The organism is Pontibacter sp. HJ8 (assembly GCF_054824225.1).
The window spans coordinates 1-25,412 of sequence record NZ_JSYF01000052.1 but is presented as its reverse complement, the minus strand read 5'-3'; the positions used below and the strand labels follow the sequence as shown (position 1 = coordinate 25,412).

Here is a 25,412-nt window from a genome sequence, read left to right as displayed (position 1 = left end):
ATCTGTATTGACAAAATCCATTGATGAACTATGAAAATCATTTCCTTTGAACTAGAGACCTCGCAGCCGGAAACGCTGAAGGAGTTCTATACCCGTGTGCTGCAGTTGCCCGTGCTTTCGGAAGATGATCAGCATTTCAGCGTACAGGCTGGCTTCAGCACGATCACCTTCCGGCAGGTGAGCAAAAGGCCGGCGGGCCCGTATCATTTTGCCTTCAACATCCCGCACAACAAGGTACGGGAGGCGACCGACTGGCTGCGGGAACGGGTGGCTTTTCTGTACGCACCGGGTGCTGTCACTCCGGTCGTGCATCATCAACGCTGGGAGGCTTACGCCCTCTACTTTTACGACACCGACTTCAACATACTCGAGCTGATCGCGCACAAGGCGGCACCTGCCACTGCGACACCATTCGGGCCTGAGCAGATCCTCGGACTGGCAGAAGTGGGGCTGCCGGTGGCGGATGTTCCGGGTTTCAGCCAGCAGCTCCGGGAGGAGCTGCAACTCGCCCGCTGGAAGTTGGCCACAGAACACTTTGAAGCAGTTGGGGATGAAGAAGGAATGTTTATTGTCGTGCAGGAACAGCGCCCCTGGTTTCCGACCATCAACCCGGCAGCCTCCTTGCCGATGCGGGTCGAGGTACAAGCTGCCGGTACAAACCCGGTCCATCATGGCGCTTTCCACATCCTGCCGGTCCGCACTCAGACCAGATGAGCATGACCCAGGTATTAGGAAGGGAAACTGCACCTGAAACAGGCCCCGCAGGGTATGCGCTGGCAGGAAGCTCCGGGCCAAATTCTACTGCTTCTTAAACACTGCCGGCTGCAGGCCGTTTAAAAGGCAGAATCGATTGTGAACCTAAACACGAGAAACTATGAGACATAACGAGCAAAATTACGACAGAGACTACCAGGGAAATCGCCATGACTCCAGAAACAGACAAGACGATGACTACGGCCTCTCCAATTACCTGACACGCTATGAGAGCAAAGGCAACTACTACGGGATGAGTGGTCAGGACAGCCCTTACAGCGATGTCAGGAGCCAGGGACGCAACTACGGTAACGCTACCTGGGGGCCAACGGCCGGTTCTGGCGCCAGCAGCCGGCGCGGCAACTATGACCAGAACGACCGCCATACCCAGGGCCAGATGCACCAGAACGAATGGGGACCCAGCGGCCAGTATGGCAGTGACCGCAACAAGAGTAGCTACGGCTCCGGCAGTGACCATTACCACTACGGTGACCCGAATCCTTACATGGACAACCAGCGCAACGATGGGTATGAGCGGACCAGGGGCACCAGCTGGCGCGAAAACGAAGTAGACCACGGCAACCGCCGCTACTCCCGACAGGAAAACAGTTACCAGTCCTCCGGTCAGGGCAGAAGGTTCGATCAATATGGCCAGGACGAGCGTTACAATTATGCCCATGGCCGGCAGGATGGCAGACGTAGTATCGAAAATTCAGAAAGCCTGGACGACCGCTACATTGACCGGGGCGAGCATTCGCGCGGCAGCAGCGATAACGACTATGGGAACCAGTACGGCACCAACTATGACCACCGTAACCGCAATCGGCAGGGCCGCGATGACAACTACGCCACCGGCAGCTACAGCTCCAACAGAGCCTATCTCGCCGAGCAAGGCCAGGGCCGCGACCAGGGTATGTTCGACCACACCAGCGACGATTATCCCAGCCGAAGCCCCAAAGGCTATGGACAAAGGTCAGGCCCGGATTATTCGGCCAGTTCCCCTATAACCAATTATGGCCCCGGGGTACGTGGCTATCAGAAATAATACCAGCCCGGAAGTCCACTCCCCTGTGGGCTTCCGGGTTATACCCCGCTTATACCTTGTTCCACACCACGCGCGTAATGGCGAAGCAGCCAAATGCGTTCGCTTCTTCACACATCATCCACTGAACCGATCATCAACATGAAACATCAATTACGCTATACCTACCTTGTCGTACTCCTGATCCTGGCAGGCGCCTGCACGTTGCAGCCCAAGAACCGGCAGTTTTCCGAAGGAGTCGCAGGTATACAAGGCTCTTACTGGATGCTGCTTTCCCTGCAGGGACAAGACCTGGAAGGTGTACCCGACACGCATACCGCTTACATCCGCTTCGAAGAAGGCAACGATGAAGTGAAAGGCTTTGCGGGCTGCAACCGGCTGACGGGAAGGTACCAGCTCAGGAACGACTCCCTGCAACTGACCAACCTGAGCACGACCCGCATGTCGTGTCCGAACATAGAACAGGAGAACTTTATGATGAAGATACTGGATCAGGTGGATTCCTACGAGATAGCGGGTGATGTGCTGACGCTTTTCCACAACAAAAGCGCGGTAGCGACCTTCCAGGCGGGCTATCCCCCCTCTCTGATTAATTCTGATAAATGAGTTAGAGCCCCGGAGGTATACCGGGTGCAACCCTTTACTTGTCTATACAGTATTTGTAAAGGCGCTAACAATGAACTACTTAAAACAACAACAACGATGGCAACAACGAAATGGGTCATAGACCCGACACACAGCGAAATACAGTTTAAGGTACGCCACCTCATGATTACCACGGTTACAGGCTATTTCAGCAAGTTCAACCTCGAAGTCGAAACCGAAGGCGAAGACTTCTCCAAAACCAAAAGCATTGTGTTCACGGCTGATATAGACTCCATCAACACCAACAACGAACAGCGCGACACCCACCTCAAATCGGCTGACTTCTTCGATGCCGGCACCCATGAGCAGGTACGGTTCGAAGGCAGGGACTATGAAGAGATCGAAGCAGGATTCGAAAAACTGAACGGTGAGCTGACCATCAGAGGCACGAGCAAACCCATCACGCTGGATGTCGAATACCATGGGATTGTGGTAGATCCTTACGGACAGACCAAAGCAGGTTTCAGCGTGGATGGCAAAGTCAACCGCAAGGAGTTCGGGCTGACCTGGGACGCCGTGACTGAAGCAGGCAGTGTGGTCGTTAGCGATGAGATCCGGTTACATTGCGAAATTCAGCTCGTGAAACAGAGTTAGTGTATAAACAGGCAGGCTACTGACAGCTTTCCAGTTAGAACAATACCCGGAACCAACCCTGCCCCGGAATAGGACATTATATCCGGCTTATTTGGCTCCCGTGGCCTGTTCAGGCAGTTGGTTATGGCCGGATGTGACTATATCCTAACTGCCCTGAAGTCAGGGAAAATACTTACTTGGAGATTAAATACTTAAATAAGCTAATATAGGAAAACCCTTCGGTCTATAGCCGTATTACACTAGTCGACCTGATGCATTTATGCCTTCTACAACTATGCAAAAGAAAAGCGCTAAAAAAGCTATAAAAGACACCTTGAAGGTGGAGCTGAGGGAAAAGGAAGCTCAGGAGCTATACCTGAACATATGCAACTACCTGCTCAACAATGATGACAAATGCTACATTGGCGTGATCAGGTATAAATACCTGCTGCTTTGCGATGAGATCAGCACCAATGTGAGCGATTACCTGGTCATGGAGCAGTTGCTGGAGAAGATGCAGCAAAAACATCCCCTCATTCTGTCCGCCCTCACCTATATGGCCACTTACAAATCCTGAACAAACAAAAAGGCTGCAGGTTAACCTGCAGCCTTTTTGTTTGTTCAAATCCCTTTCTCAAATCTTCTGAATCCAGGAAAAGACAGTCTTCCCCTACCCTGTTGCTACTTCAGTAGTTTCTGGTAATCCGGGTTGTTGTCGATGTATTTCTTTACTACCGGGCAGGAAGCGATCACCAGCAGCCCATTGTCTTCTGCATAGCACAACCCTTTCTCGATGAGTTTGCTGGCAATGCCCTTGCCTCTTGCCGACTCGGGCACATAGGTATGGGTAAAGTCCAGCACATCCGGCGAAGGAGTGGCATAGGCCAGTTCGGCTTCGTCATCTCCCAGGTTGGCCGTGAACTGTTGATCCTCTTTGTTATGCGTTATGTTAACATCCATGATAATTCTCTCTTTTGATGTGTAATAATTCTGTCCCGCGTCACCCTGCTCAGGCGCTTATCCCACCTGTTTGGCAACAGGATGATGCAGCACAATAATGGAACGGCTTTCTACGCGTATGGTTTGACCGGCATCAAAAGTGCCGTTCTCCTCCACGCTGCTCAGGCTCGTATCCACAATCTTGGTCCAGTGGGCACCATACTTCTTTTCAGGTATGGTATAATCCAGTGCTTCGTGGTGCGCATTGAAGATAACATAGAAGCTGTCGTCGATGATCTGCTCCCCTTTCGGCCCTACCGAGTGCAGGCCCCTTCCGTTCAGAAACACCCCGAGCGATTTGGCATAATCGTGGTTCCAGTGCTCCTCTGTCATTTCAGATCCTTCCGGCAGAAACCAGGCGATGTCATCGACCCCCATGCCTTTGATGGGCTGGCCCTGAAACCAGCGGCGCCGGCAGAATACAGGGTGATTTTTGCGGAGGCTGATCAGTTTACGGGTATACGCCAGCAGTTCTTTGTCGGCAGTTAACCAGTTGATCCAGGATATTTCATTGTCCTGGCAGTAGGCGTTGTTGTTGCCTAACTGGGTGCGGCTGATCTCGTCGCCGGCCACCAGCATGGGCACCCCCTGCGACAGGAAAAGTGTGGTCAGGAAGTTTCGTTTCTGCCGCTGCCTCAGCTCTGTTATTTTAGTATCTTTTGTAGGGCCTTCGGCCCCGCAGTTCCAGGAACGGTTGTGGCTCTCGCCATCCTGGTTATTTTCACCGTTGGCGTCGTTATGTTTCTCGTTGTAAGATACCAGGTCGTGCAGCGTAAAACCATCGTGCGCCGTTATAAAGTTAATGCTCGCCGTAGGCCGGCGGAAGTCCCCCTGGTACAGATCCGGGCTGCCGGTAAAGCGCGCGGCAAACTCGCCCAGCGTGCTGTTTTCGCCGCGCCAGTAGTCGCGTATACAGTCCCGGTACTTGCCATTCCATTCGGCCCATCCCGGCGGGAATTTGCCTACCAGGTAGCCCCCCTCCCCGATGTCCCAGGGCTCGGCAATGAGCTTGACCTGAGAAATGACTGGATCTTGGTGGATGATGTCAAAGAAGGAACCCAGACGGTCTACCTCATGCAGCTCCCGCGCCAGTGTGGCGGCCAGGTCAAACCGGAAGCCATCCACGTGCATTTCGAGTATCCAGTAGCGCAGGCTGTCCATGATGATGCGCAGCACCGGGGGCATCATCGCATTGAGCGTATTGCCCGTGCCGGTATAATCCATGTAGAACCGTTTATCCTCTTCGACCAGTCTGTAGTAGGAAGAATTGTCCACTCCCCGGAAGGAGAGCGTAGGTCCCATGTGATTGCCTTCGCCGGTGTGGTTGTAGACCACATCCAGGATCACTTCTATACCTGCCTTGTGCAGTTCTTTGACCATGTCCTTGAACTCCACGACCTGCTCGCCCAGGGTCCCGCTGCTCGAATAGCGCACATCGGGTGCAAAGAAACCGATCGAGTTGTAGCCCCAGTAGTTGGTAAGCCCCTGATCGGACAGGTGGCGATCCGTAATAAAGTGGTGTACCGGCATCAGTTCGATGGCCGTGATGCCCAGCTCCTGGAGGTATTTGATCGTTACCGGGTGCCCGATGGCAGCGTAAGTGCCCCGTATCTTTTCAGGTATGCCGGGGTGCAGTTTTGTGAAGCCCTTTACATGCGTCTCGTAGATGATGGATTCATGATACCGGACCTTGGGGGCCTTGTCGCCTTCCCAATCGTAGTTTTGATCCACTACCACAGAACAAGGTATAAAAGGGGCACTGTCCACCTCACTGAAGCTCGTATCTTCATCCGGATCCCCGATGATATACCCAAACAGGGAATCGTGCCAGCTGATGGTACCGGAAATAGCTTTAGCGTAGGGGTCGATCAGCAGTTTATTCGGATTGAACCGGTGGCCGTTCTCCGGCTCAAAGGGACCGTCTACCCGGTAGCCGTATAACTGGCCCGGTTTGATTTCCGGCAGGTATACGTGCCATACCTGGTGGGTCCGCTCCGTCATCTTGATTTTCACCGACTCCGTTTCATCTTCTGTGGAATTGAAAAGGCAGAGCTCCACCCCGGTCGCATTGTCAGCATAGAGTGCAAAGTTCACTCCTTCTCCGTCCCATGTGGCTCCCAAAGGATAAGGACTGCCTGGATAAACAGTAATATTCATATTTTGTAAGCGAAAACGCTGTAGTAGAATGTATTTTAGATTGAATGCTTCTACGGATAACAGGATCAAACAGTCATGATCTGCCCTTCAAAAATGTGCTTTTCTAAGTTCGGGAAGACTGGTTTTGACAAATCCCGGCCTGGATCGTACCTTATAGTAGAGCACTTACAGGCAAATCAGAACATGACCGAAACCAAATTTATAACCGTAACCCTGGGAAGCGGAGAGACACCATCGGTACTCCTGCTGGACATCAACAAGCTTTGCTTCCTGACTTTCAAACCGGAAACCCGGGAGCAGACGGCCAAGCTGGTACTGGACTTTGGAAGTTCCCAGAAGATTTTCGAAAAGACAGAGGCCGGACAGGTATACCAGGAACTGGTGAAACACACCGAACAGCACAACCCCGTACGTTCTTCCGAGCATTGAACCGGGCATACAGCAGTGTACTTTCACCCGTATTGTCAACAAGGAGAAGGGATAGCTACCGGATCAGCTGGCCAGGGTATAGCGGGCGGCCAGGCAGGTAAACTCCCGTACCTGCTGTTCCTGCCAGTTTTCGTCTTTGTGCAGCTCCCCGGCCAACAGTTTCGCCACCACCGGCGCAGCAGCTATGGCGGCACGGGCATCGAGGAACAACAGCCGCACCCGCCGGGCCAGCACGTCTTCCACGGTACGGGCCATTTCGGCCCGGGCTGCCCATACGACTTCCGCACAGGTATAGGCATAGTCCGGGTGAAGCCTGGCAGCCAGCTCGGGCTGCTGCGCCAGGAGTTGCCGTATTGCCGGCGCATCCGATCCGTATACGGCCAGGTGCCCGTCTGCCGGCTGAGCAGGAAGGCTGCCGTGGATGGGAAAGCGGGCGGTGCGGCCAGGTATAGGTATAAGATTTGCGACCCGGATGGCAAGATCCACCGTATCTGCTGCCATTTTGCGAAAGATGGTCCATTTGCCGCCTGTTATCGTGATGAGGCCTGTTTGGGAAGCCATGAGCTTGTAGTTGCGGGAGATCTGGCTGGTGGACTGCTTGTTCCCTTCCTGGGCGGCCAGGGGGCGAAGGCCGGCAAAAACAGAAAGGACATCCTGGCGGGTTGGTTTCCGGGACAGGTATAGGCCGGCTGTATGCAGGATGAAATCGATCTCCTCCTCCAGCGCCTGCGGCTCCAGGGAAGTCTTTTCCTGTAGGGTGTCGGTGGTTCCTACGACCAGTTTGCCCTGCCAGGGCACGGCAAAAAGCACCCGCCCATCCGCTGTTTTCGGGATCAGCAGGGCGTTGGCTCCGGGAAGGAAAGACCGGTCTAGTACCACATGCACTCCCTGGCTCGGGCGGACCAGCGGACGGGCTGCCGGGTTCTCCATCCTGAGAATCTCGTCCACAAATACCCCGGTCGCATTGACTACTACTTTCCCCTTCAGCAGGGATAGCTTGCCTGTTTCCAGATCCCGGGCCTCTACCCCGTTCACTTGGCCGGTGTCATCTTTCCGGAGCCCTGTCACCTGGATGTAGTTGAGTACGCAGGCACCCTGTTCGGCTGCCGTCTGCGCTAGATTCACCGCGAGGCGGGCATCATCAAACTGCGCATCCTGGTATACCGTGCCGCCCTTCAGCCCGGTCGCCCGGATGCCGGGCAGCGCAGCCAGGGTTTCTTCTTTGCTACAGTAACGGCTCTTGCCCAGGCTCAGGCGCCCCGCCAGCAGGTCGTATACCCGGAGGCCGGCCGTATAAAACAGGCCGCCCCACCAGGTATAGTGCGGGATAACGAAGGTCTGTTTGTGGACGAGGTGCGGGGCATTTTTCAGCAAGAGGCCCCGCTCTTTCAGGGCCTCCAGCACCAGCTTCACTTTCCCCTGGGCCAGGTAGCGCACGCCGCCATGAATCAGCTAGGTGCTACGGCTGGAGGTGCCTTTTGCAAAATCAGCCTGCTCCAGCAGCAACACCATATACCCGCGTAGAGCCGCATCCAGAGCTATACCCAAACCGGTTGCACCCCCTCCTATTACGATGATGTCCCAGACGGCCCGGGTGTTCTCCAGTTGCTGTATAAATCGGGAACGGTCCATCATGCAGAGCAGTGCTTTAGGTTTTTGGGGATGCAGATTTTTGCTAAACGTACAACTTTGTCCGGAGGATGTAGCGTTGCTTCCTTTCCCGAGTGAAGTACCGGACTAAAATACAAATAGCCCGCTTTCGGGGCGGGCTATTTGTATTAATACGTTTGCTTATCAGGCCATCTGGCTTTTCATCCGGCCAATTGTTTTCTTCTTTGATTTCTTACGCAGCTTGTTGATCCAGATCAGGGTGCCGGTCACAGGCAGGCTGGTTGCGATCAGGCAGGCAATGAAGTAGAGGATCTTGGAGAAGGTGCCGTATACATCGCCCAGGTGCAGGGGCTTGATCAGAGCCACGATCTGTTCGTTGAGGGGCTTTTCAGCGAATATGTCCACTTTCAGCGGAACGCCGCTGTACTGGTCCAACTGTACCTTGTCGGAGGCCGCCAGTGCAAAGAAGCCGGTCCTGTTTTTTGATACCACGACCGAGCTCGCGGAGTCTGCTGCCAGGGCCAGTTTGGTGTCACCGTCGTAAGGCAGCAGGGTGTTGGCCTTTTGCAGAAAGTCTGCTGCCGATAAAGCTACCGCACCGGGTGCAGGCGGACTGGAAGGCAATGGCTTTTCTTTCCGGCCTTTGAAAACCTCTGCTCCCATCACTTTGCTCAGTCCATCCTTGTACCACTCAAACGACCAGCAAAGCCCGGTCAGGGCCATGATGAGCAGCAGAATAGAAGAATAAAATCCCAGGGTGTTGTGCAGGTCGTGGTTGGTGCGTTTCCAGTTGCCGCTCGTCTTTACCTTAAAGCCTTGCTTCCAGTTTTTCAGCTTCACCGGGAACCACATCACCAGGCCGGTCAGGATGATGAACACGAAAATGATGGTAGCTGCGCCTACAATGATTTTCCCGACGTCGCCTTCTATCAGCAGCCAGCGGTGCAGCTTCATCACGGTCACAAAAAACTCCGAAACAGGTCCTTGCTGATTACCCGTTATACTGCCGGTATAGGGGTTCACATAGTAGCCGGCACCACGCTCCTCGCCGGCCTTCTTCACCGAAAACAGGTAGGCCCGGCTCTTATCTTCGGGTATGGTGATAGCTGTTACTTTGCCACCGCTTTGCTGCTCCAGCTGCTGTATGAGCACATCCGGCGACAGTGGCTGCGCATGGGCAGCAACCGTTACCGCATACTTTTCCGGGTCTGCCAGCTCCTCGATTTCGGTGTGGAAGGTATAGATCGTACCGCTCAGGCACACCACAAAAAGGACCAGTCCGCTGGCTATACCCAGCCACAGATGGATGTCGTTAAAAAGTTTGCGCAGGCTGAATGTTTTTTCCATTTGCGAAGATAATGAGTCTCTTATGATAATTGCAAAAGCAGCCGGTGAACGTATACCGGCTGCCTGGTGAAACAATGAATTTAACTTATCTGAACCTGTAAGTGAGCACAGCACTCATGTTACGCGGGTCGATCGGGTTGATGAAAGATACGCGGTAGGCATTGTAACCCACCTCATCCAGGATGTTGTTGAACAGCAGCCGGATGCCCAGGTGTTCGGTCGCCTGGTAGCTGGCCTGCAGGTTCACGGTCGTATAAGGCTTCATGTACCAGGGCTTCTGGTTCGGGGTGATCTCGTGGTAGCTGACCCCTGCATTGGTCCAGTCGTTGTTAGGCCGGCTGCCCACGTAGTAGACACCGCCACCCAGCGAAAGCCCTTTCAGCGCTCCGTAACGCACCGAGTAGTTTGCCCAGAAGTTGGCTGTCTGATCGGGTGTATTGAGTGGAGAGGAGTTTCTTACAAACGTGGTGTGTTCCTTGTATTTGGCGTCTATCAGCGCATACCCTGCAATCAGTTCCAGGTTGTCCAGCACTCGGCCGGTCAGTTCCACTTCAATTCCCTTCCGCTCGTCGTTGCCACCTTTGATGTAATAAGGCATCTGGATCAGCACCCCGTTGGCATCCGGTTCCACGGCTGGTATGTTCATGTTGCGGTTGTTGATCTTGTACAGGGTCAGGTTGAAGCGGAGTCGGTTGTCCAGCCAGTCGGATTTGATGCCGGTCTCAACCTGGTCAATGCGTTCGTTGCCCAGCTCGTTGCCGTTTTTGTCAAGACGGGTGGCGCTGCGGGGGTTGGTGCTGTTGGTATAGGAAGCAAAGAGGTTCAGGCCCTTTAGGGGAGTCAGGATGACGCCGGCCAGCGGGTTGATGGCATGGCCGCGGGTGACTACGGCTGCCGCAGAGCTCCTGCTCTCGGTGGTGCTGTAGCGTATTCCGCCTATCACTTTTGCCCAGTCGGTCACGGTGATCACGTCCTGCGCGCTAAAGCCCAGACTCGCCTCGCTGCTGATGGTTGTAGCGGTGATTTTGGAGACAGGCGTGGAAGCCATCTTGTTTGAGATTTCCTGGAATACGTCGATCGTATCCATCAGCGTAGAGGCATAGGTCGGCACCTCCAGGTTCACGGTCCGGAAGTCGGCTCCTACCTGGAAGGTATGCTTCAGAAAGCCCGTCTTCACGTCCTGCCCGATCAGGTCAAACTGCACCACGGAGTTCTTATCCAGCCTGTTGGACTGGGTGATGGAACGCGTGCGTTGGTTTGCGGGCAGGATAAACTCACCGTTTGCGTCCCGCTTGCCTTGCGAGAGGCTGGTGGCTACCTCCGGCACTTCCAGGTTGGAGCGGAAGTAAGCCGCCCTCACCGAGAAGTTATTGTCCAGCTTGCGGTTGAAGCGGGCAGCAAAGGTGGCATTCTTTGTAAGGGTGCGGTCCGTATCAAAGCCCAGGAACTTGTCATGCGGGAGGTCATAGATCGCGTACTGCTCATCGGACAGGGCGATGGTGCCCAGATCCGGTGTGCGGCTGTCATTGAGGTAGTCCATCTCCAGGGTCAGGCTGGTCTTGTCATCCGGGCGCCATTCCAGGGAAGGGTTGATGTAGAATTTTTCATACGACACCGAAGAACGGTAGCTGTCGGCGCGCTCCAGCGCCCCGTTTACCCGGAAAGCCACTGTTTTGGAATCGTTGAGCGGGCCGTACACATCGAAGCTGGGGCGTACCTGCCCGAAACTGCCCACACGCAGGGAAGCGTAACCTCCTTTTTCAAACTTAGGCGTTTTGGTCACGATATTGATAATACCGCCCGGTCCGCCGATGTCGCCGGCCACACCCTGGGTGATGGAGCTTGCCCCCTTCATCACCTGAATACTTTCTACACCCTCCATATCGGTCAGCACGCCGGTGCCCCGGAAATCGGAGTTGATGCGCACGCCGTTCTTTACTACAGGTATACCCCGGAAGCCCCGGGAGGACATGCTTTCGCGCTTGTTGCCATAGGTAGCAAAGTTATACACGCCCGGCACGTTGCGGGTGACATCCGTGATCGTCAGGGCTCCCTGCTCTCGGATCAGGCGGTCCGAGATAACGGAGATGCTCTGGATCTGCTCACTTGGCTTAAGCGGCAGACGGGTGATCACATCGAGCTTTTCAGGCTGCTTATCCCGCACCCCGAAAACTTCCACTTCGGCCACCTGTTTTGAGCTGGGGGTTAGCTGAAAGCTGAGTTCCTTGATTTCTCCCTGGGTTAACTGCACTTCCTGCGAAGCCTGTTCATACCCCAGCAGCATTGCCCGTACCAGGTAGGTTCCTTCCGGAAGACGATGCAAAAAAAATTCGCCGGCCTGGTTGGTCGTAGTGCCTACCTGCAGCTGCTCTATCACGATGCTGGCAGCTTCAACCGGCTGGCCGTTTGCCTGCAGCACGTTTCCCTTGATACCGGCACTTTTGTACTGCGCATAGGTGAACTGTGTCAGGAGCAGACACCAACAGAGGATTGTAATCTTTTTTATCATTCTATTTATTTAGACTAATTATAAATAAGTACTTTTGACAAAAGTATACAACCTGCCTCAGGGGTGGGTATCGGAAAAAGGAGAAAGAATAGCTGTAAAAGAATTTTTATGCGGATCAGATCCAGAATACAGGGAGTCGATGGCTTCATATGCGATGTAACCATTGCCGATTGCTATACCTCGGGTAGCATGTTAGATGAGCAGGAGGTGAAACTGGAACATGCCCTAATCAAAAACCTTGTCAGCCGGCAGATCAGCTCGGACGGCCTTTGCATCATCGACACCTATATGGCTTTCACGGCGCCTGTGCGTGACATTATTCAGGTGGAAGGTGAAAATATCATGTTCGGATTCTTTTTTAAAGGCAAGGCCCTGGTCAACATTGAGTACCTGGAAAGCCAGCGGGAGTACAACAACAACATGCACTACATCCGCTATACACCCAGCTTCCGGGGTGCCTTCGACATGCCGCCCCACCTCGATTTCAATTACTTTGTGGTCATCCTTTCCAAGGCATTTTACTTCCGGCTGCTGGACGCTACCAACCAGCTGCACCGTGACTTCGCAGGCAAAGTGCTTACCGGCCGGCATTCCAACCTGACGGATGAGTTGCTGGAAATAACGCCTGCCATGAAACGGGTGATTCACGACATCAGAAATACGGACCGCACAGGACAGATCAAACGGCTGTTCCTGGAGGCCAAGCTCATGGAGTTACTGGTACTGCAACTGGAGCAGCTGGAGCAAAAAAGCCAGCCGGCAGGCAGTGTGTTGCGGGGAGATGATGAAACCCGGATACAGGAAGCCCGGCTGATACTGGAAGCCCAATACGTGCACCCGCCCAGCCTGGCGCAGCTTTCGCGGTTGGTGGGCCTGAATGAATTTAAACTCAAGCAGGGATTTAAGGAATGCGTCGGCATGACCGTGCACGGCTATGTGGTCAACCTCCGGATGGAAACAGCCCGGCAACTGCTACAGGAAATGCAGCTACCTATCGGCGACATCGCCCTGCAGGTGGGGTACAAAAGCCCGGCCTACTTTACGGCAGCCTTCAAAAAACACTATGGCATTCTGCCCAGTGAGGTAAAAAACTAACGCCATACCTTACATGGGGCTTATCCTGGCAAACAACGAGCTGCAACAGGCTCACCTGTACATCCGCAACAAAAGCCATCTGGCGTTGAACCATATGGCCATACCGCAACTCAGCTATACCTTCTCGGAAAACGACCGGGTTAATCTTTCCGGTGCTTCGCTTTCGATGTTGAAGCAGTAAACAGGTATACGCTATACCTTAAAAGCAGCTGCGTAACGAGGAATCCGTTACACAGCTGCTTTTTGGTTTGGGAGAGTCCCGGGCCTGTTTACAAGGTATAGGCAACTCCGAACGAAAGCTGGATGGTACGCATGGCCTGCTTGTAGCGGGTGCTGTTTCCCTGCACATCGCGCACTTCAAAGGTGGGTTTTGTGGAGAGGCTTCCGATCTCAATGGACAGGGCAAGGCGCTGCGCCTCCACACCCAGCCCATAGGCCAGTCCGTAGGCCAGCGAGGTGGCCTGGTCGGAGCTACGCCGGATGGGACCGAATTCCGTCTCGACCTCCAACCTGGGAGAGGTACTGGAGGCGCCACCCAGCGAGCCTTTCAGGTAACCGAAAAAGCTCCTCCCCCCGTGTTGCAGGTATACGTCGGCCAGCGCGAATCCCGTTTGCCAGGCTGTCGCCTCCCTGCTTCGCACCAGTTCATCGTCCTCTCCCGCGAACTTGTCCAGATTGAACGCGTTCCGGCGCCAGCCCGCCGTGGCTCCCACCGCTATACGTGGTTTCAGTTCGTGGGCGTAACTGATGGACAGTGCTGTGCCGCTCTGGGCAAATGGCGGGTAGTCGTCCTCGAACCGATCTTTATCAAAATCTCCTACGGGAGTGGCCGAACCGATGGAAATACGGATCCGCTGGCCAGCAAGCTTGTCGTCCTGGGCCTGTACGGCAGCAGCCAGGCAAAGAAAAAGTACCACGAAGCGTATGGATTTTTTCATCTGATTATGTGCTGCTTAAAATGCGACCCTGTACGTCCGGCGCTCTCCCGGCGACAGGTAGAGTGTGTCGGTTTGGGTGGTGATCAGGTTGGCTTTGGTTCGGGTGTTGGTCAGCAGCACCGGGCTTTCGGCAGCGACCGATACTGTGTGTGTAACGCCATCCATGAGGCGCCACGACACGAGTTGGCTGCACTCCTGACCGGCTTCCATACCTGCCAGAGAACTTACCTTGGTCGCCAGGTTGTCATCCGGACCTAAAGCCTGCCGGTTGGTTAGCTCCAGTAACAGGTGGGCTCTCTCAGGGAAGTAATAATCCCGCAAAATCGTAGTATCCCGGCCTATAGTCTCCGATTGGAGGATGTCATCTGACTGACAAATAAAGTATTTCTGCTTATCCAGCGACGATTCAATAACGATATACCCTTGCTCCAACTCCTCATCGCGGAGCAGGAAGCTCAGGGTATAATAGCCGTTTTCATCTGTCCGGGCCACGGCTTTTTTACGGATTGTACCGCCACCCCAGTGATAAGAGTTATCCCAATTGGCCGTCAGGGTGACGTCTCTAATAGGTTTGGTTCCATCAGCCGTGGTGATGCGGCCCTTTACCACCGTGCAGGAGCCGGGGCAGTATTTACTGATGAAGTCGTCTTCGTGGTTGATGCATCCTGTCAGGCCGGCGGCAATCAGCAGGAGGCATACAGGCAGGAAAAGGCTTCTAGTTACCATGTTGTCCGGAATTGAGCTGAAACTGCCTCAAGTTAAGATATTCATGTGAAATATCTATATAGTAATAAAGGCCATATCAACCCCTTGCATTCCGATTGCCTGCCCGGGCTATACCTACGGTTTCACCATCTTGATGTGATCGATTCCGTCTTCGTCGTACACTTCGCCGACTTGCTCAAAACCGAAAGACTCGTAGAATTTTTGGGCATATAACTGGGCTCCGATGCGGATGGGACCTTCCCCGAAAATCCTGTAGCACTCGGCGATGGCCAGCTCGACAAGTTGCTTGCCCACCCCTGTCCCGCGCACCAACTGGCTGGTCACGATGCGGCCAATGGACATCATGTCGGGGTAAGCAAGGCCCAAAGGTACCAGCCTGGCCGTGGCGACCAGCACCTTTTGCGCATTGTATAACAGGATGTGATGGCACTGCTGGTCCTTGTCGTCCATGTCGGGGAACACGCAGTTCTGCTCTACTACAAATACCTCGCTCCGGAGCCGGAGCATGTCGTAGAGTTCGTTTGGCGTGAGTTCGCCGAAAGGTTTACAGATGCTGGTAAGTGCCATGTGTGGGTTGGGTTATGCGTCAAAGTTCTATACTGCAGGCAAAGATAAAGAGGTGCGCGCAGTTATTTGTACCTTTGTGCTATACCTGGTTCAAAGCCTTCGCTCCTATTATGCAAGACATTCTCGAAATCCTGTTCAATCTGATCCCGCTGGCTCTTTTCCTGTACCTTTCCCTGACGCTGCTCGGGCTTGTGAAACGCAACAAACACACGGCTTTCCTTTCCGATGCCTCTGCTACAACTAAGTTTTCCATCTACGGCGGCACCATCGCCTTCGCGATCATGACGGTTGTAGACCTGATGAAATAAGCAGCCTATCCCTATTCCTCACTTCATTAAGACAAAACGTCTTTCGCAACAGCTCTTCGGGATTTCCCAATCCCGGAGACAACCTGTAGGGGACATCCTTATCCCCGTATGCAGGTATAGAGGCTCCTTTTTGTCATCCTGAAAGGATCCTGGTAAAGGGGACTCTTTCCCCCGCGAGTAGCATAAGCTTAACCTCCGGGGGTAGGGGCCCTCTATTTCTCACAAGTTTCTTAACAGAATGACAGAACTTGTAGAGGCTGCACAACACTTGTCAGCCTTGCCGTCTGCAGGTATAGGCGGATTAGGAAACCCGAAACAGGCCAGCTTCGGATGAAGAAATCCGGAACTGCTTACTCTAAAGTATAGGTATAGCCTATACCTTCTCCCTCATCAATTCATAGAAACAAAAAGCCTGCCCTCACAGGAGGACAGGCTTCTCTTATTCAGCTCGGAGGCTTCTTAATACGCTCTTACTGATTTATTTTCTACAAAGTTCATAAAGGCTCTGTTCACCACGCGCGTACCGCCCGGGGTTGGGTAGTTGCCCGTAAAGTACCAGTCGCCTTTGTGGTTCGGGCAGGCCAGGTGCAGGTCATCGATGCGTTGGTAAATTACCTGTACTTCCGCATGCACGTCCGGCGCCTTCACGATCTCCGACACCTTATCCGATATCTCATCGGCCGTGAACAGGTCGTAGAGCTCCTTCATGTAATTGGTTTCCATGATCGCCGGGGTACCCTGCACGGCCTTTATCTTGTCGTATACCTCGTCCACTTTGTGGTACAGGTCGCGGTCTTTCAGCAGTGCCAGCATCGCCCGGAAGGCTACAAATTCCTTTACACGCGACATATCGATGCCGTAGCAGTCGGGGTAGCGGATCTGGGGAGCGCAGGAAACGATGATGATTTTCTTGGGCTCGAGTTTATCGAGCATTTTGATGATACTTTTCTCAAGCGTCGTGCCCCGTACGATCGAGTCGTCGAGCACCACCAACGTATCAATGCCTTTCTTCACGACTTCGTAGGTGGTGTCATACACGTGCGTTACCAGGTCGTCGCGGCTGTCGTTGTCGGTGATAAAAGTACGCAGTTTGACGTCCTTGATCACCAGTTTCTCAGCGCGGGGCTTGAACTGCAGGATATCATCCAGCTGCTCTTCGGTCAGTTCCTGGTTTAGGATAGCCTGGCGGCGGTAAGCACGCAGGTGATCTTCTATCCCCTTCATCATCCCCAGCCACGAAGACTCTGCCGTGTTCGGGATGTACGAGAAAACCGTATTTTTCAGATCATAGTCAATGGCTTCGAGTATCTGCGGACACAGGCGCCGGCCCATGTTTTTGCGCTCTTCGTAGATCTCCGGGTCGTTGCCGCGGGAGAAGTAGATGCGCTCAAAGCTGCAGGAAGTTTTTTCGAGTTGTGGCAGGATCTCTTTCAGTTCTGCATGGCCGGCTTTGTCCACGATGAGGGCATGGCCAGGTGTAATTTCCCGGATTTCGCTGTATTCCACATCAAAAGCGGTCTTGATGGCCGGTTTTTCAGAAGCGATCACCACCACTTCCTCATCCATGTAGTAATAGGCAGGGCGGATGCCGTTCGGGTCACGTACCACGAAAGAAGCGCCATACCCGGTGAGGCCGGCCATGGCATAGCCGCCGTCAAAGTCCTTACAGGCGCGTCGCAGCACCCGCTGCAGGTCCAGGTTACTTTCGATCAGGGAGGTGATTTCCTTGTTGGAGAAGTCGTTTTTGTACGACTCGAAGAGCGCCTGACTTTCCTCATCCAGGAAGTGGCCGATCTTCTCGAGTACCGTAATGGTATCGGTTTTGTGCTTCGGGTGCTGGCCCAGCTCGACCAGCTTGCGGAACTGCTCGTCTACGTTGGTCATGTTGAAGTTACCCGCAACCGCCAGGCTTTTGCTGCGCCAGTTGTTCTCCCGCACCATCGGGTGGCAGTTGTCTACGCTGTTGATGCCGTGCGTACCGTAGCGAAGGTGGCCCAGGTATACATCGCCCAGGAACGGCAGGTTCTGCCACACCCAGTTGGTATCCTCTGCCTGCTCCGGATAATTCTCTTTGAGCTTTTTGTATTCCTTGCCGATCTTGCCAAAGATGCTGTCGATGGCTCGGGTCTTCACAGACCGGAAGCGGCTGATATACTCCATACCCGGTCCGGCGTCGATCTTGATGCTGGCTACTCCAGCCCCATCCTGGCCCCGGTTGTGCTGCTTCTGCATAAGCAGGTATAGCTTGTTGACACCATACATGGGGGTACCATATTTCTCAACATAATACTCAATTGGTTTTCGGAGCCGGATCATGGCTATACCGCATTCGTGTTTAATTGAATCGCTCATGGGTGCTGTTAAAGTGTCTGTGCCAGTAATCTCTCAATCCAGTGCAGCAGCAGGTCGGGTTTAAAGAACAGGACCAGCAGCGGCAAAGCGAAAAGCCCTAGCAGCAGCTTATTCGACAGTGAAATAACTAAAATTTCTTCAGTTTGATTCCTTTTAAAGAAAAGGTGATATGGTATTTTGATATAATAGAATAACGCCACCCCCGTCAGCAGAATGCCGGCTACCAGCAAAGCCAGCAACAGACGCTGCCCGGACAAGGTATAAGCCTCCCATACATTACTAAAAATGAGCAGCTTGCCCATAAACCCGGCCAGCGGCGGCAGGCCCGTCAGCGACAGCAGGTAGAGCAAGGCCATGACACCCATAAAAGGATAGTGGCGGCCCAGGCCTTCGAAGCCGGCCAGGGTCTTGACCTGCAGCTCATCTTCAAAGAACTGCAGGAACAGGAACATCCCGAAGTTCATGAACAGCAGCACCGTCATATAAAACAGTACGCTGGAAGTATAGCCTGTGCCGAAGGCCAGCAGCGCCATCAGCAGAAAACCGGCATGGGATACAGAAGAGAAAGCCATGAGCCTGCGCGGCGTCTGCTGCCACAAGGCGGTAAAATTGCCAACGGCCAGCGTGACGAGGGCCGCTATACCCAGGAAGAGCTGTATGTCCTGGAAGGAGCCGGCAATTGCAGGATCGGCAAAGGCGGCTACAAACCGGAGAATAACCAGTATACCTGCCATTTTCGGTCCGGTGGAGAATAACGCTACCACCGGCATCGGAGCCCCCTGGTAGACATCGGGTGCCCAGAAATGAAAAGGAGCAGCGGATATTTTAAAGAAGAAACCGGCAAACACCAGCAGGGCCGCTACCGTCACCATCAGCGGATTCGCCTCCAGCAGCGACTGCCAGAAAGCGGTCAGGGTATAGTCGAGGGAACCGGTGAGACCGTAGAGAAAGGACATGCCATAAAGCATGACACCTGCCGAAAGCGTGCCGTAGAGTACGTATTTCAGGCCAGCCTCTACCGCCCGCTTTTCCTGCTTGAGCGTCAGGGTCAGGATGTAAGAGGCAATGGAGACGACTTCGATGGCCAGGAACACCATGAGCAGGTTGACGGACTTCGCCATCAGGTTCAGGCCGAGCACCAGCATCAGGAGCAAGGCATAGTACTCGCCGCGTCCCTCCTGCAGGTTCTCCAGGCGCCTGTTCTGCAGCGAAAGCAGGACCGTTGCTATACCTGCCACACTGAACAGGATGCCGCCATAACGGGCCAGGCCGTCAGAGCGCAGCAGGTTCAGGAACTGCACCCCTTCAGAGGTATAGCCGCCCAGTATCTGGATGATCAGGGTAGAGAAAAGACCGGTCAGGGCCAGCCAGGGCAGCAGCCGCTGCAGGGTCTTGGATTTGAAGAGGTCCAGCGCGACCAGCAGCAGGAAAAAGCCGGTCAGCAGCAACTCGGGCAGCAGAGAACCTGCTCCGGCCAGGATGCTGTCAATGACTTGGGTGAGTTGTGCTGCCTGTTCGTTCACTTATTGAATGTATAATTCTTTTTTTTGCTGTTTCGAATTTGTAAACCCGGAAAGGCACTTAGTTATTGATTACAGTTGACAACACCATGTTGAGCTGCTCCTGCCCGTTTCGCAACACCAGTTCTGTAAAGCCGGTCGCCGCTACCCCGATCTTGTCGAGGAGCAGGTGCGGAAAGATGCCAAAGAGCAGCGCCAGGATAGCGAGCGGAACCAGCATCAGGTATTCCCTGAAATCCAGGTCAGAGAGGACGGCTTTCTCGCGGAGCTCCGGGAAGATCCAGTACTTGCCAAAAAACATGCGCTGCAAAGCCCAAAGGTAATAAGCAGCCGCCAGCAGCAAACCCAACACCGCCACAATTGGCATCCAGCTCGGCAGCATGCCCGTTGTTTCCGGGGCACCAAAGCTACCCAGCAGCACCAGCAATTCTGCTATGAAACCCGAAAAACCCGGCAAGCCCAGGGAGGCGAAGAATGCGACTACGACAAAAGCTGTATAGGCCGGCATCCGCTTGGCCAACCCCCGGAAGTTGAGGATCATGCGGTCGTGCGCCCGGTCGTAGATCACCCCCGCTACCAGGAAGAGCATAGCCGAGATGATGCCGTGGCTGAACATCATGTAAATGGCACCGTTCACTCCCTCCGAAGTCAGCGAAGCGACCCCCAGCAGTACAAAGCCCATGTGCGACACCGAAGAGTAGGCGATCAGCTTTTTGAGGTCGTTCATGGCCAGGGCACAGAGCGCACCATAAATGATAGACAGTACGCCCAGTCCGCCAACCAGCGTGGAGAAGTAAGCCCCGGCATCCGGGAAGATCGGATATACGATCCGGATCAGGCCGTAGCCGCCCACTTTCAGGAGGATAGCCGCTAATATAACAGAGATCGGGGTAGGCGCTTCGACGTGGGCATCCGGCAACCAGGTATGCACCGGCACCGAAGGTACTTTGATCAGGAAACCGACAAACACCAGCAGGAAGGCGATATAGCGGATCGGCAGGTCAAAGAGCGTTACGCCTGACAGCACATGCAAGAGGCTTCCCGGTATAAAATTGGCCGGCTCCATCATGGCCGGAATGCTGAAGGTGCGGACCATATCCGCTGAGCTGAGCACATTTTGCTGCAGCATCTGCTGTACCTGCAGGATCGTATTCGCACTGGCCATTCCGCCACTTCCCGGCAAATTCAGCTGGAAGGCCGTCGCCTGCGGATCGATCACGGAGGTATAAAGCCCGATCATGACGATCAGGATGAAAAGAGAACCGACCAGGGTATAGATGAAGAACTTGATGGCGGCATATTCCCGTTTCGGGCCGCCCCAGATACCGATCAGGAAGTACATCGGCAGGAGCATGAATTCGAAAAACAGGTAGAAGAGGAAGAAATCCAGCGCCAGAAAACAGCCCATCACGCTCGTCATAAGCAGCAGGTATAGCAGGAAATAGCCTTTGACATTTTTGGTGATGGTCCAGGAAGAAATCACGCCGATCACGCCCACAATCCCGGTGAGCAGCACCATGCTGATGCTGACGCCGTCCACGCCGACAAAGTATTCGATCTGGAAGCGTCCCAGGCTCCCCAGCGAAAAACTGATCCAGTCCAGCTTCTGCACAAACTGGTACCCCGTCTGCCCGTTGGCCGGGGCATGGCCGTCAAAGCGAAGGTATAGCAGGATGGCCAGCCCTAGCTGCACCAGCGTACCCAGCAGGGCGATCGCTTTCATCGGTTTCTGCAAACGGGCCGGCAGCAACAGCACCACGAGCGCCGCCAGCAAGGGTGTGAAAATAAGGCCGGAAAGTATAATGTTCATCAATGTTTCTAAGACACAAGTATCAAGACGTAAGACACAAGACGAGTTGTATCCATTTATTTTAGGCTGTTCCGGAGGTTATACCCGGGACATTATTCATTGCAGATTCCTAACCCGCTTCCTGCTATACCTGCTGCCTTCGCTCGGTAGGGATAATGTCTCCGAAGAAGCTTCAGCGAAATTACTCATTTGAGAGAATGATATATAGCATAATCAGAATAAATCCGAAAAGGGAGTAGGCGTAGTAGGACTGGACTTTGCCATTCTGCAAGCCGCGTCCGAAGCGTCCCAGCACTTTCGTCCCTGCCCCGATCAGCCACACACTGCCATCCACCACCCATTTATCAAACCACTTCACAATTTTGGCAAACACCACCACCCACTTGCTGCCGTAGTCCAGGGTATAGTCGATCACCCGCTTGTCCACGCGGTATAGGCTGCGGGCAAGCAATAACGTTGGCTTCACCAGCAGCGCGTGATAGAACCCATCGAGATAAAAATGATGGTAAGATAACCTGGCAAATGCCCCTTTTGGCACTTCCTGCCGCAATGCCTCTTCCGATAAGCTGCTGTATTTCCGGATGGCCAGCGCTATACCTGCCACACCGAGCAAAGCCGATAACGCACCGATCACCAGGTGCGCTGTCTGGTTGGCCGCATCCTGGACTGCCACGGCCTGCACCAGCCTGCCGGCCAGCAAAGCGCCGTCCGGGGTTAGCGTATTTAAACTGATTCCCTGCATCACCCAGCTGCCGGTGAAGGACAGCGGGTTTACGGAAAAGAATATTCCCAGAGAAAAAATGGCCAGTACGACCACCGGCAACAACATGACCCGCTCGACCTCCTGCTTTAGCGAGAGGCGCAAATGATTCAGATCAAAGGGCAGGCGGAAGCTTCCAAAGAACATGAGCCACAGATGCCGCCCCATGTAAAAGGCGGTGAGCAGCACGACCAGAAAACCGATAAATGGCACAACGAAGTACAGGCTGTTGCCCTGGGTGCTGCTCATCGTCTGCGCCCAGGCCCAGCTACCGGAGAGTATCGCATCCTTGGAAAGGAACCCGGAGAACAAGGGCAAGCCCACCAGGGCAGCAGCAGCCAGCAGATAGGTATAGAAAGTAAACGGCATCACCTTGCGGAGGCCGCCCATATTCCGGATGTCCTGCGGATCCACGTCAGTATGAAATTGCGAGCGGTACAGGCCGCGGTGCATGGCATGTATGAGGATACCTGCGTTCAGGAACAGAGCCGCTTTGAAGAAAGCGTGGGTGGTCAGGTGAAAGAGCGAAGCATCGTGTGCGCCAGTCCCCATTCCCATCACCATATAGCCCAGCTGCGAGATCGTGGAAAAAGCGAGCACCGCTTTGATATCATATTGTGTGAGCGCAGCCAGGGCACCGAGCAGGGCTGTGATAGCTCCTATTATAGCAATAACTGTAAGCGCATCTACCGTAAAGAAGGCGTAGCAACGGGCCACCAGGTATACCCCGGCTGCTACCATCGTGGCCGCATGGATGAGCGAAGACACGGGCGTTGGGCCCTGCATGGCATCCGGTAGCCATACCTGCAACGGAAACTGCGCGGATTTGCCTACGCAACCCATGAACAAGCCCAACCCAGCCAATGTGAGCAAAAGCGGGCTCAGCTCCAACAGCCACGGCTGCCCGTTCAAGGTATAGCCCAGCATAAATGTATGATTCCCCCACTCCCCTGCCCCGATCAGGGTACGCAATGCTTCAAGGTCGAAGGTGCGGAAATAGGTATAGAAAGCGAACAGGCCCAGTAGTAAACCGATATCCCCGACCCTGTTCACCAGGAAAGCTTTCTTGCTGGCTGCCACCGCTGCGGGCCGCTCGTACCAGAAGCCGATGAGCAGGTAAGACGAAAACCCGACCAGCTCCCAGAACATAAATAGCAGCAGCAGATTGTCCACCAGCACGATACCGAGCATACTGAAGGTAAAGAGTCCCAGGTAGGCGAAATAGCGGCTGTAGCCGGGATCCCCGTGCATGTAGCCCACCGAAAAGAGCTGCACCAACAGGGAGATGAAGGTCACGATCACCAGCATCAGCACTGTGAGGTTATCCAGCAGAATACCGGCCGTAAAGGCGGCGGTTAAGTCGGTCGGAAGGCTAAACCATTCGGCTCGGGTATGGAAGGTGGCGGTGTTCCAGGTCTCGAAGAACAGGTACAGGGAAGCAGCAAACGTGAGCGCGGTGATGCCTATACCCAGCCAATCGCCATGGCGTGGCAGGTACTTGCCGAATGCGTAGAGCAGGATAAAAGCCAGCAGGGGCAGCAACAGCACGCCCATCGCAAGCGTCGTCTGAGGGGTGCCGGCCAATGGCTCTAAAAGTGCGGAAAGCTCCAAGGTATACCGAATGTTTTGCGAATGAGTGAAAGGCAGGGCAACATCACCGAACATCCCCTCCCTTACCAGCCGTCAAAGTTAAGTATATTGGTTTAATTTTATAGGGATTACTTTGAGCGGTTAACCAGGCAACATCCGGCATCTTATCAGCCAGCTGGCAGTTGGTTGATTCCCTGAATTTTGAAAGTATACCGCTTCTCACCTCATTTCCTCTGCCGCCTCGGTATACCTCTATCCGGAATATTTTTCAAAATTTGTAAACATTAGGAATCGCTCTGCGTTTTCAATGGTATTGTACCATTTAAACAAATATAAAACTATGGACACACAAGACTTGAAAAGAGATGCTCAGGATCTGAAAAACAAGGCAGACAGAGCAAACCCAAATCATAAAGAGGGACCGGTAGCATCGGCGATTGAAAAATATACTTCCAAGCTACCTTCTGATGTATTCTTATGGGCAGCCCTAGGCTCTATGGCTATCTCTGCTACGCTGAAGGTAATGAAAAAAGATGAGGAAGCGCTGTTCGTTGGACAGTGGGCGCCATCTTTCCTGTTGTTGGGTAACTACAACAAGATGATCAAGCTGGCCGGTTACGAAGCTGACAAATAACAGCCTTTCGTTATAATCTTATAAACAAAAAGAGGGAGCAGTAGCTCCCTCTTTTTGTTTATAAATGCTCTTCACAAGCCTGCCCCTCCCGTAAGACCCCGCTTCTACCCTTACCTTCTTGCTTAAAAATTCGCTCATTGGTGCTGCACAAATTCAGGTGCTTTTAAACGGGGTTAAACGGATCATGCTTCCAAAAAGGCTATAAATCATGCAATCATTTGTGCTCATTCTTTGTTAGGGCTTCACATTTCCTGCACGAACGTGCAGAAAATAAGCGAAAACCTCAGCACTATGATTCTATACCAGGACAACGTCGTGAAACTGGATTACTCCCCTGCGAAAGATGTGATTGAATTGGTATGGCCAGACATGCAGGAGGTATTCCTTCCGGAGATCAGGCAGGCACTGGCTAAAACAGTTGAGGTTATACGTCTCTACGATGTAAAAAACCTGCTCATCGACGCGAGCAACTCGTCGGTAGTCCTCAATGCATCCGAATCCCATGCACTCTCTATCGAAATGGTAAAGGAGTTGTCTTACACCCGCCTGCAACGTTTGGCGCGCATCGAAACGCAAGATATGGCCAGAGAACAGGCCAATGTGGCCCAGTGGAGCGAAATAAAGAAGGTGGCACAGGTATCCTTCGAGTTTCAGACCTTCGCAGATAAGTCCTCCGCCCTGGAGTGGCTGCAAGCCAAACAAAGTGCTTCTGTATAAAAGCTATACCTAGGTATAGCCTGAGGCAGCAACAGGCAGATTTTAATGAAGTTAAACCACAAGAAAAACCCCTCTTAGTCTCAAATCGGGCATACTTTTTGCTGTATACCCAACGGCTAAGAGTTGAAGAGTTGTTCTTGACAATTTTTCAATATAATGGCAGGGCTCCCTTACAGGAGCCTTTGCTTTTTAAAGAAGTTTCACTGAAAAACAGGATACGTTTGCAGAAATTAGCTGAAACCAAGTATAGCAATAGCTTCAGAACGGCTGTTACGCCTACACAGACTCTACAGCTTCTCCGCTATTCTGTATATCATACAAATTCGTGTA

General features: G+C 53.4%; 22 protein-coding genes and 1 pseudogene. 11 read left to right on the top strand and 12 right to left on the bottom strand.

Features of this window, described 5'->3' with window-relative positions:
* Positions 1-30: 30 nt before the first annotated feature.
* The 5 genes from OB13_RS03135 to OB13_RS03115 all read left to right on the top strand — a co-directional run bounded on the left by OB13_RS03135 (position 31) and on the right by OB13_RS03115 (position 3,590).
* Positions 31-714 carry a VOC family protein gene (locus OB13_RS03135; protein ID WP_461488693.1) on the top strand — a complete coding sequence of 228 codons (684 nt, stop codon included), beginning with the start codon at positions 31-33 and terminating at the stop codon, positions 712-714.
* A gap of 160 nt (positions 715-874) precedes the next feature.
* Complete coding sequence (locus OB13_RS03130; RefSeq protein WP_461488692.1) at positions 875-1,798, top strand: hypothetical protein; 924 nt, start codon at positions 875-877, stop codon at positions 1,796-1,798.
* 138 nt (positions 1,799-1,936) lie between these two features.
* The gene (locus tag OB13_RS03125; RefSeq protein WP_461488691.1) at positions 1,937-2,401 is read left to right on the top strand and encodes an META domain-containing protein; all 465 of its coding nucleotides are present in this window, start codon (positions 1,937-1,939) and stop codon (positions 2,399-2,401) included.
* Positions 2,402-2,497: 96 nt separating this feature from the next.
* Positions 2,498-3,034, top strand: a complete 537-nt coding sequence (locus OB13_RS03120; protein ID WP_461488690.1) for a YceI family protein — start codon at positions 2,498-2,500, stop codon at positions 3,032-3,034.
* A gap of 274 nt (positions 3,035-3,308) precedes the next feature.
* Positions 3,309-3,590, top strand: a complete 282-nt coding sequence (locus tag OB13_RS03115; protein ID WP_461488689.1) for a hypothetical protein — start codon at positions 3,309-3,311, stop codon at positions 3,588-3,590.
* A 104-nt stretch (positions 3,591-3,694) separates the two neighbouring features.
* On the opposite strand, the gene OB13_RS03110 is transcribed toward OB13_RS03115, so the two are convergent.
* Together OB13_RS03110 and glgX are read right to left on the bottom strand one after the other, a co-directional pair.
* Positions 3,695-3,973 carry a GNAT family N-acetyltransferase gene (locus OB13_RS03110; RefSeq protein ID WP_461488688.1) on the bottom strand — a complete coding sequence of 93 codons (279 nt, stop codon included), beginning with the start codon at positions 3,971-3,973 and terminating at the stop codon, positions 3,695-3,697.
* A gap of 57 nt (positions 3,974-4,030) precedes the next feature.
* Positions 4,031-6,169, bottom strand: coding sequence for a glycogen debranching protein GlgX (glgX, locus tag OB13_RS03105; protein WP_461488687.1), 2,139 nt, complete (start codon positions 6,167-6,169; stop codon positions 4,031-4,033).
* A gap of 183 nt (positions 6,170-6,352) precedes the next feature.
* On the opposite strand from glgX, the gene OB13_RS03100 reads away from it, so the two are divergent.
* The gene (locus OB13_RS03100; RefSeq protein ID WP_461488686.1) at positions 6,353-6,598 is read left to right on the top strand and encodes a hypothetical protein; all 246 of its coding nucleotides are present in this window, start codon (positions 6,353-6,355) and stop codon (positions 6,596-6,598) included.
* A 63-nt stretch (positions 6,599-6,661) separates the two neighbouring features.
* Here OB13_RS03100 and OB13_RS03095 read toward each other — a convergent pair.
* From OB13_RS03095 to OB13_RS03085, 3 genes and pseudogenes are all read right to left on the bottom strand, one after another.
* Positions 6,662-8,230: pseudogene (locus OB13_RS03095) on the bottom strand (glycerol-3-phosphate dehydrogenase/oxidase).
* Positions 8,231-8,392: 162 nt separating this feature from the next.
* A complete protein-coding gene (locus OB13_RS03090) occupies positions 8,393-9,556 on the bottom strand; it encodes a PepSY-associated TM helix domain-containing protein (protein WP_461488685.1) in 1,164 nt (387 codons plus the stop codon).
* Between the two features lie 85 nt (positions 9,557-9,641).
* Positions 9,642-12,065 carry a TonB-dependent siderophore receptor gene (locus tag OB13_RS03085; RefSeq protein ID WP_461488684.1) on the bottom strand — a complete coding sequence of 808 codons (2,424 nt, stop codon included), beginning with the start codon at positions 12,063-12,065 and terminating at the stop codon, positions 9,642-9,644.
* A gap of 108 nt (positions 12,066-12,173) precedes the next feature.
* On the opposite strand from OB13_RS03085, the gene OB13_RS03080 reads away from it, so the two are divergent.
* Together OB13_RS03080 and OB13_RS03075 are read left to right on the top strand one after the other, a co-directional pair.
* On the top strand, positions 12,174-13,160 hold the full coding sequence (locus tag OB13_RS03080; protein WP_461488683.1) for a helix-turn-helix transcriptional regulator: 987 nt from the start codon (positions 12,174-12,176) through the stop codon (positions 13,158-13,160).
* A gap of 13 nt (positions 13,161-13,173) precedes the next feature.
* The gene (locus tag OB13_RS03075) at positions 13,174-13,341 is read left to right on the top strand and encodes a hypothetical protein (RefSeq protein ID WP_461488682.1); all 168 of its coding nucleotides are present in this window, start codon (positions 13,174-13,176) and stop codon (positions 13,339-13,341) included.
* 88 nt (positions 13,342-13,429) lie between these two features.
* Here OB13_RS03075 and OB13_RS03070 read toward each other — a convergent pair whose 3' ends face one another.
* From OB13_RS03070 to OB13_RS03060, 3 genes are all read right to left on the bottom strand, one after another.
* Positions 13,430-14,098, bottom strand: a complete 669-nt coding sequence (locus OB13_RS03070; protein ID WP_461488681.1) for a hypothetical protein — start codon at positions 14,096-14,098, stop codon at positions 13,430-13,432.
* A 15-nt stretch (positions 14,099-14,113) separates the two neighbouring features.
* Positions 14,114-14,824, bottom strand: a complete 711-nt coding sequence (locus tag OB13_RS03065) for a hypothetical protein (protein WP_461488680.1) — start codon at positions 14,822-14,824, stop codon at positions 14,114-14,116.
* Between the two features lie 114 nt (positions 14,825-14,938).
* A complete protein-coding gene (locus OB13_RS03060; protein ID WP_461488679.1) occupies positions 14,939-15,391 on the bottom strand; it encodes a GNAT family N-acetyltransferase in 453 nt (150 codons plus the stop codon).
* Between the two features lie 110 nt (positions 15,392-15,501).
* Between OB13_RS03060 and OB13_RS03055 the strand changes: the two genes are divergently transcribed.
* Entirely contained in the window at positions 15,502-15,699 is a 198-nt protein-coding gene (locus OB13_RS03055) for a hypothetical protein (RefSeq protein WP_461488678.1), read from the top strand.
* 459 nt (positions 15,700-16,158) lie between these two features.
* On the opposite strand, the gene OB13_RS03050 is transcribed toward OB13_RS03055, so the two are convergent.
* The 4 genes from OB13_RS03050 to nuoL form a co-directional block, all read right to left on the bottom strand.
* Complete coding sequence (locus OB13_RS03050; protein WP_461488677.1) at positions 16,159-18,051, bottom strand: amidophosphoribosyltransferase; 1,893 nt, start codon at positions 18,049-18,051, stop codon at positions 16,159-16,161.
* An 8-nt stretch (positions 18,052-18,059) separates the two neighbouring features.
* Positions 18,060-19,574: an NADH-quinone oxidoreductase subunit N gene (locus tag OB13_RS03045; RefSeq protein ID WP_461488676.1), complete on the bottom strand. Its 1,515-nt coding sequence runs from the start codon at positions 19,572-19,574 to the stop codon at positions 18,060-18,062.
* Positions 19,575-19,632: 58 nt separating this feature from the next.
* Positions 19,633-21,381 (bottom strand): complex I subunit 4 family protein, encoded by a 1,749-nt coding sequence (locus tag OB13_RS03040; RefSeq protein WP_461488675.1) that lies wholly within the window; start codon positions 21,379-21,381, stop codon positions 19,633-19,635.
* 181 nt (positions 21,382-21,562) lie between these two features.
* A complete protein-coding gene (gene nuoL / locus OB13_RS03035) occupies positions 21,563-23,752 on the bottom strand; it encodes an NADH-quinone oxidoreductase subunit L (protein ID WP_461488674.1) in 2,190 nt (729 codons plus the stop codon).
* A gap of 319 nt (positions 23,753-24,071) precedes the next feature.
* Between nuoL and OB13_RS03030 the strand changes: the two genes are divergently transcribed.
* Both OB13_RS03030 and OB13_RS03025 read left to right on the top strand, forming a co-directional pair.
* Entirely contained in the window at positions 24,072-24,365 is a 294-nt protein-coding gene (locus tag OB13_RS03030; protein WP_461488673.1) for a hypothetical protein, read from the top strand.
* A gap of 291 nt (positions 24,366-24,656) precedes the next feature.
* Positions 24,657-25,082: a hypothetical protein gene (locus tag OB13_RS03025; protein ID WP_461488672.1), complete on the top strand. Its 426-nt coding sequence runs from the start codon at positions 24,657-24,659 to the stop codon at positions 25,080-25,082.
* The last annotated feature ends 330 nt before the right edge of the window (positions 25,083-25,412 follow it).

Excerpts from the sequence above, each read along its gene's own strand:
- OB13_RS03135 (WP_461488693.1), top strand. The coding sequence starts at position 31 with ATGAAAATCATTTCCTTTGAACTAGAGACCTCGCAGCCGGAAACGCTG.
- OB13_RS03130 (WP_461488692.1), top strand. The coding sequence starts at position 875 with ATGAGACATAACGAGCAAAATTACGACAGAGACTACCAGGGAAATCGC.
- OB13_RS03125 (WP_461488691.1), top strand. The coding sequence starts at position 1,937 with ATGAAACATCAATTACGCTATACCTACCTTGTCGTACTCCTGATCCTG.
- OB13_RS03120 (WP_461488690.1), top strand. The coding sequence starts at position 2,498 with ATGGCAACAACGAAATGGGTCATAGACCCGACACACAGCGAAATACAG.
- OB13_RS03115 (WP_461488689.1), top strand. The coding sequence starts at position 3,309 with ATGCAAAAGAAAAGCGCTAAAAAAGCTATAAAAGACACCTTGAAGGTG.
- OB13_RS03110 (WP_461488688.1), bottom strand. The coding sequence starts at position 3,973 with ATGGATGTTAACATAACGCATAACAAAGAGGATCAACAGTTCACGGCC.
- glgX (WP_461488687.1), bottom strand. The coding sequence starts at position 6,169 with ATGAATATTACTGTTTATCCAGGCAGTCCTTATCCTTTGGGAGCCACA.
- OB13_RS03100 (WP_461488686.1), top strand. The coding sequence starts at position 6,353 with ATGACCGAAACCAAATTTATAACCGTAACCCTGGGAAGCGGAGAGACA.
- OB13_RS03090 (WP_461488685.1), bottom strand. The coding sequence starts at position 9,556 with ATGGAAAAAACATTCAGCCTGCGCAAACTTTTTAACGACATCCATCTG.
- OB13_RS03085 (WP_461488684.1), bottom strand. The coding sequence starts at position 12,065 with ATGATAAAAAAGATTACAATCCTCTGTTGGTGTCTGCTCCTGACACAG.
- OB13_RS03080 (WP_461488683.1), top strand. The coding sequence starts at position 12,174 with ATGCGGATCAGATCCAGAATACAGGGAGTCGATGGCTTCATATGCGAT.
- OB13_RS03075 (WP_461488682.1), top strand. The coding sequence starts at position 13,174 with ATGGGGCTTATCCTGGCAAACAACGAGCTGCAACAGGCTCACCTGTAC.
- OB13_RS03070 (WP_461488681.1), bottom strand. The coding sequence starts at position 14,098 with ATGAAAAAATCCATACGCTTCGTGGTACTTTTTCTTTGCCTGGCTGCT.
- OB13_RS03065 (WP_461488680.1), bottom strand. The coding sequence starts at position 14,824 with ATGGTAACTAGAAGCCTTTTCCTGCCTGTATGCCTCCTGCTGATTGCC.
- OB13_RS03060 (WP_461488679.1), bottom strand. The coding sequence starts at position 15,391 with ATGGCACTTACCAGCATCTGTAAACCTTTCGGCGAACTCACGCCAAAC.
- OB13_RS03055 (WP_461488678.1), top strand. The coding sequence starts at position 15,502 with ATGCAAGACATTCTCGAAATCCTGTTCAATCTGATCCCGCTGGCTCTT.
- OB13_RS03050 (WP_461488677.1), bottom strand. The coding sequence starts at position 18,051 with ATGAGCGATTCAATTAAACACGAATGCGGTATAGCCATGATCCGGCTC.
- OB13_RS03040 (WP_461488675.1), bottom strand. The coding sequence starts at position 21,381 with ATGAACATTATACTTTCCGGCCTTATTTTCACACCCTTGCTGGCGGCG.
- OB13_RS03030 (WP_461488673.1), top strand. The coding sequence starts at position 24,072 with ATGGACACACAAGACTTGAAAAGAGATGCTCAGGATCTGAAAAACAAG.
- OB13_RS03025 (WP_461488672.1), top strand. The coding sequence starts at position 24,657 with ATGATTCTATACCAGGACAACGTCGTGAAACTGGATTACTCCCCTGCG.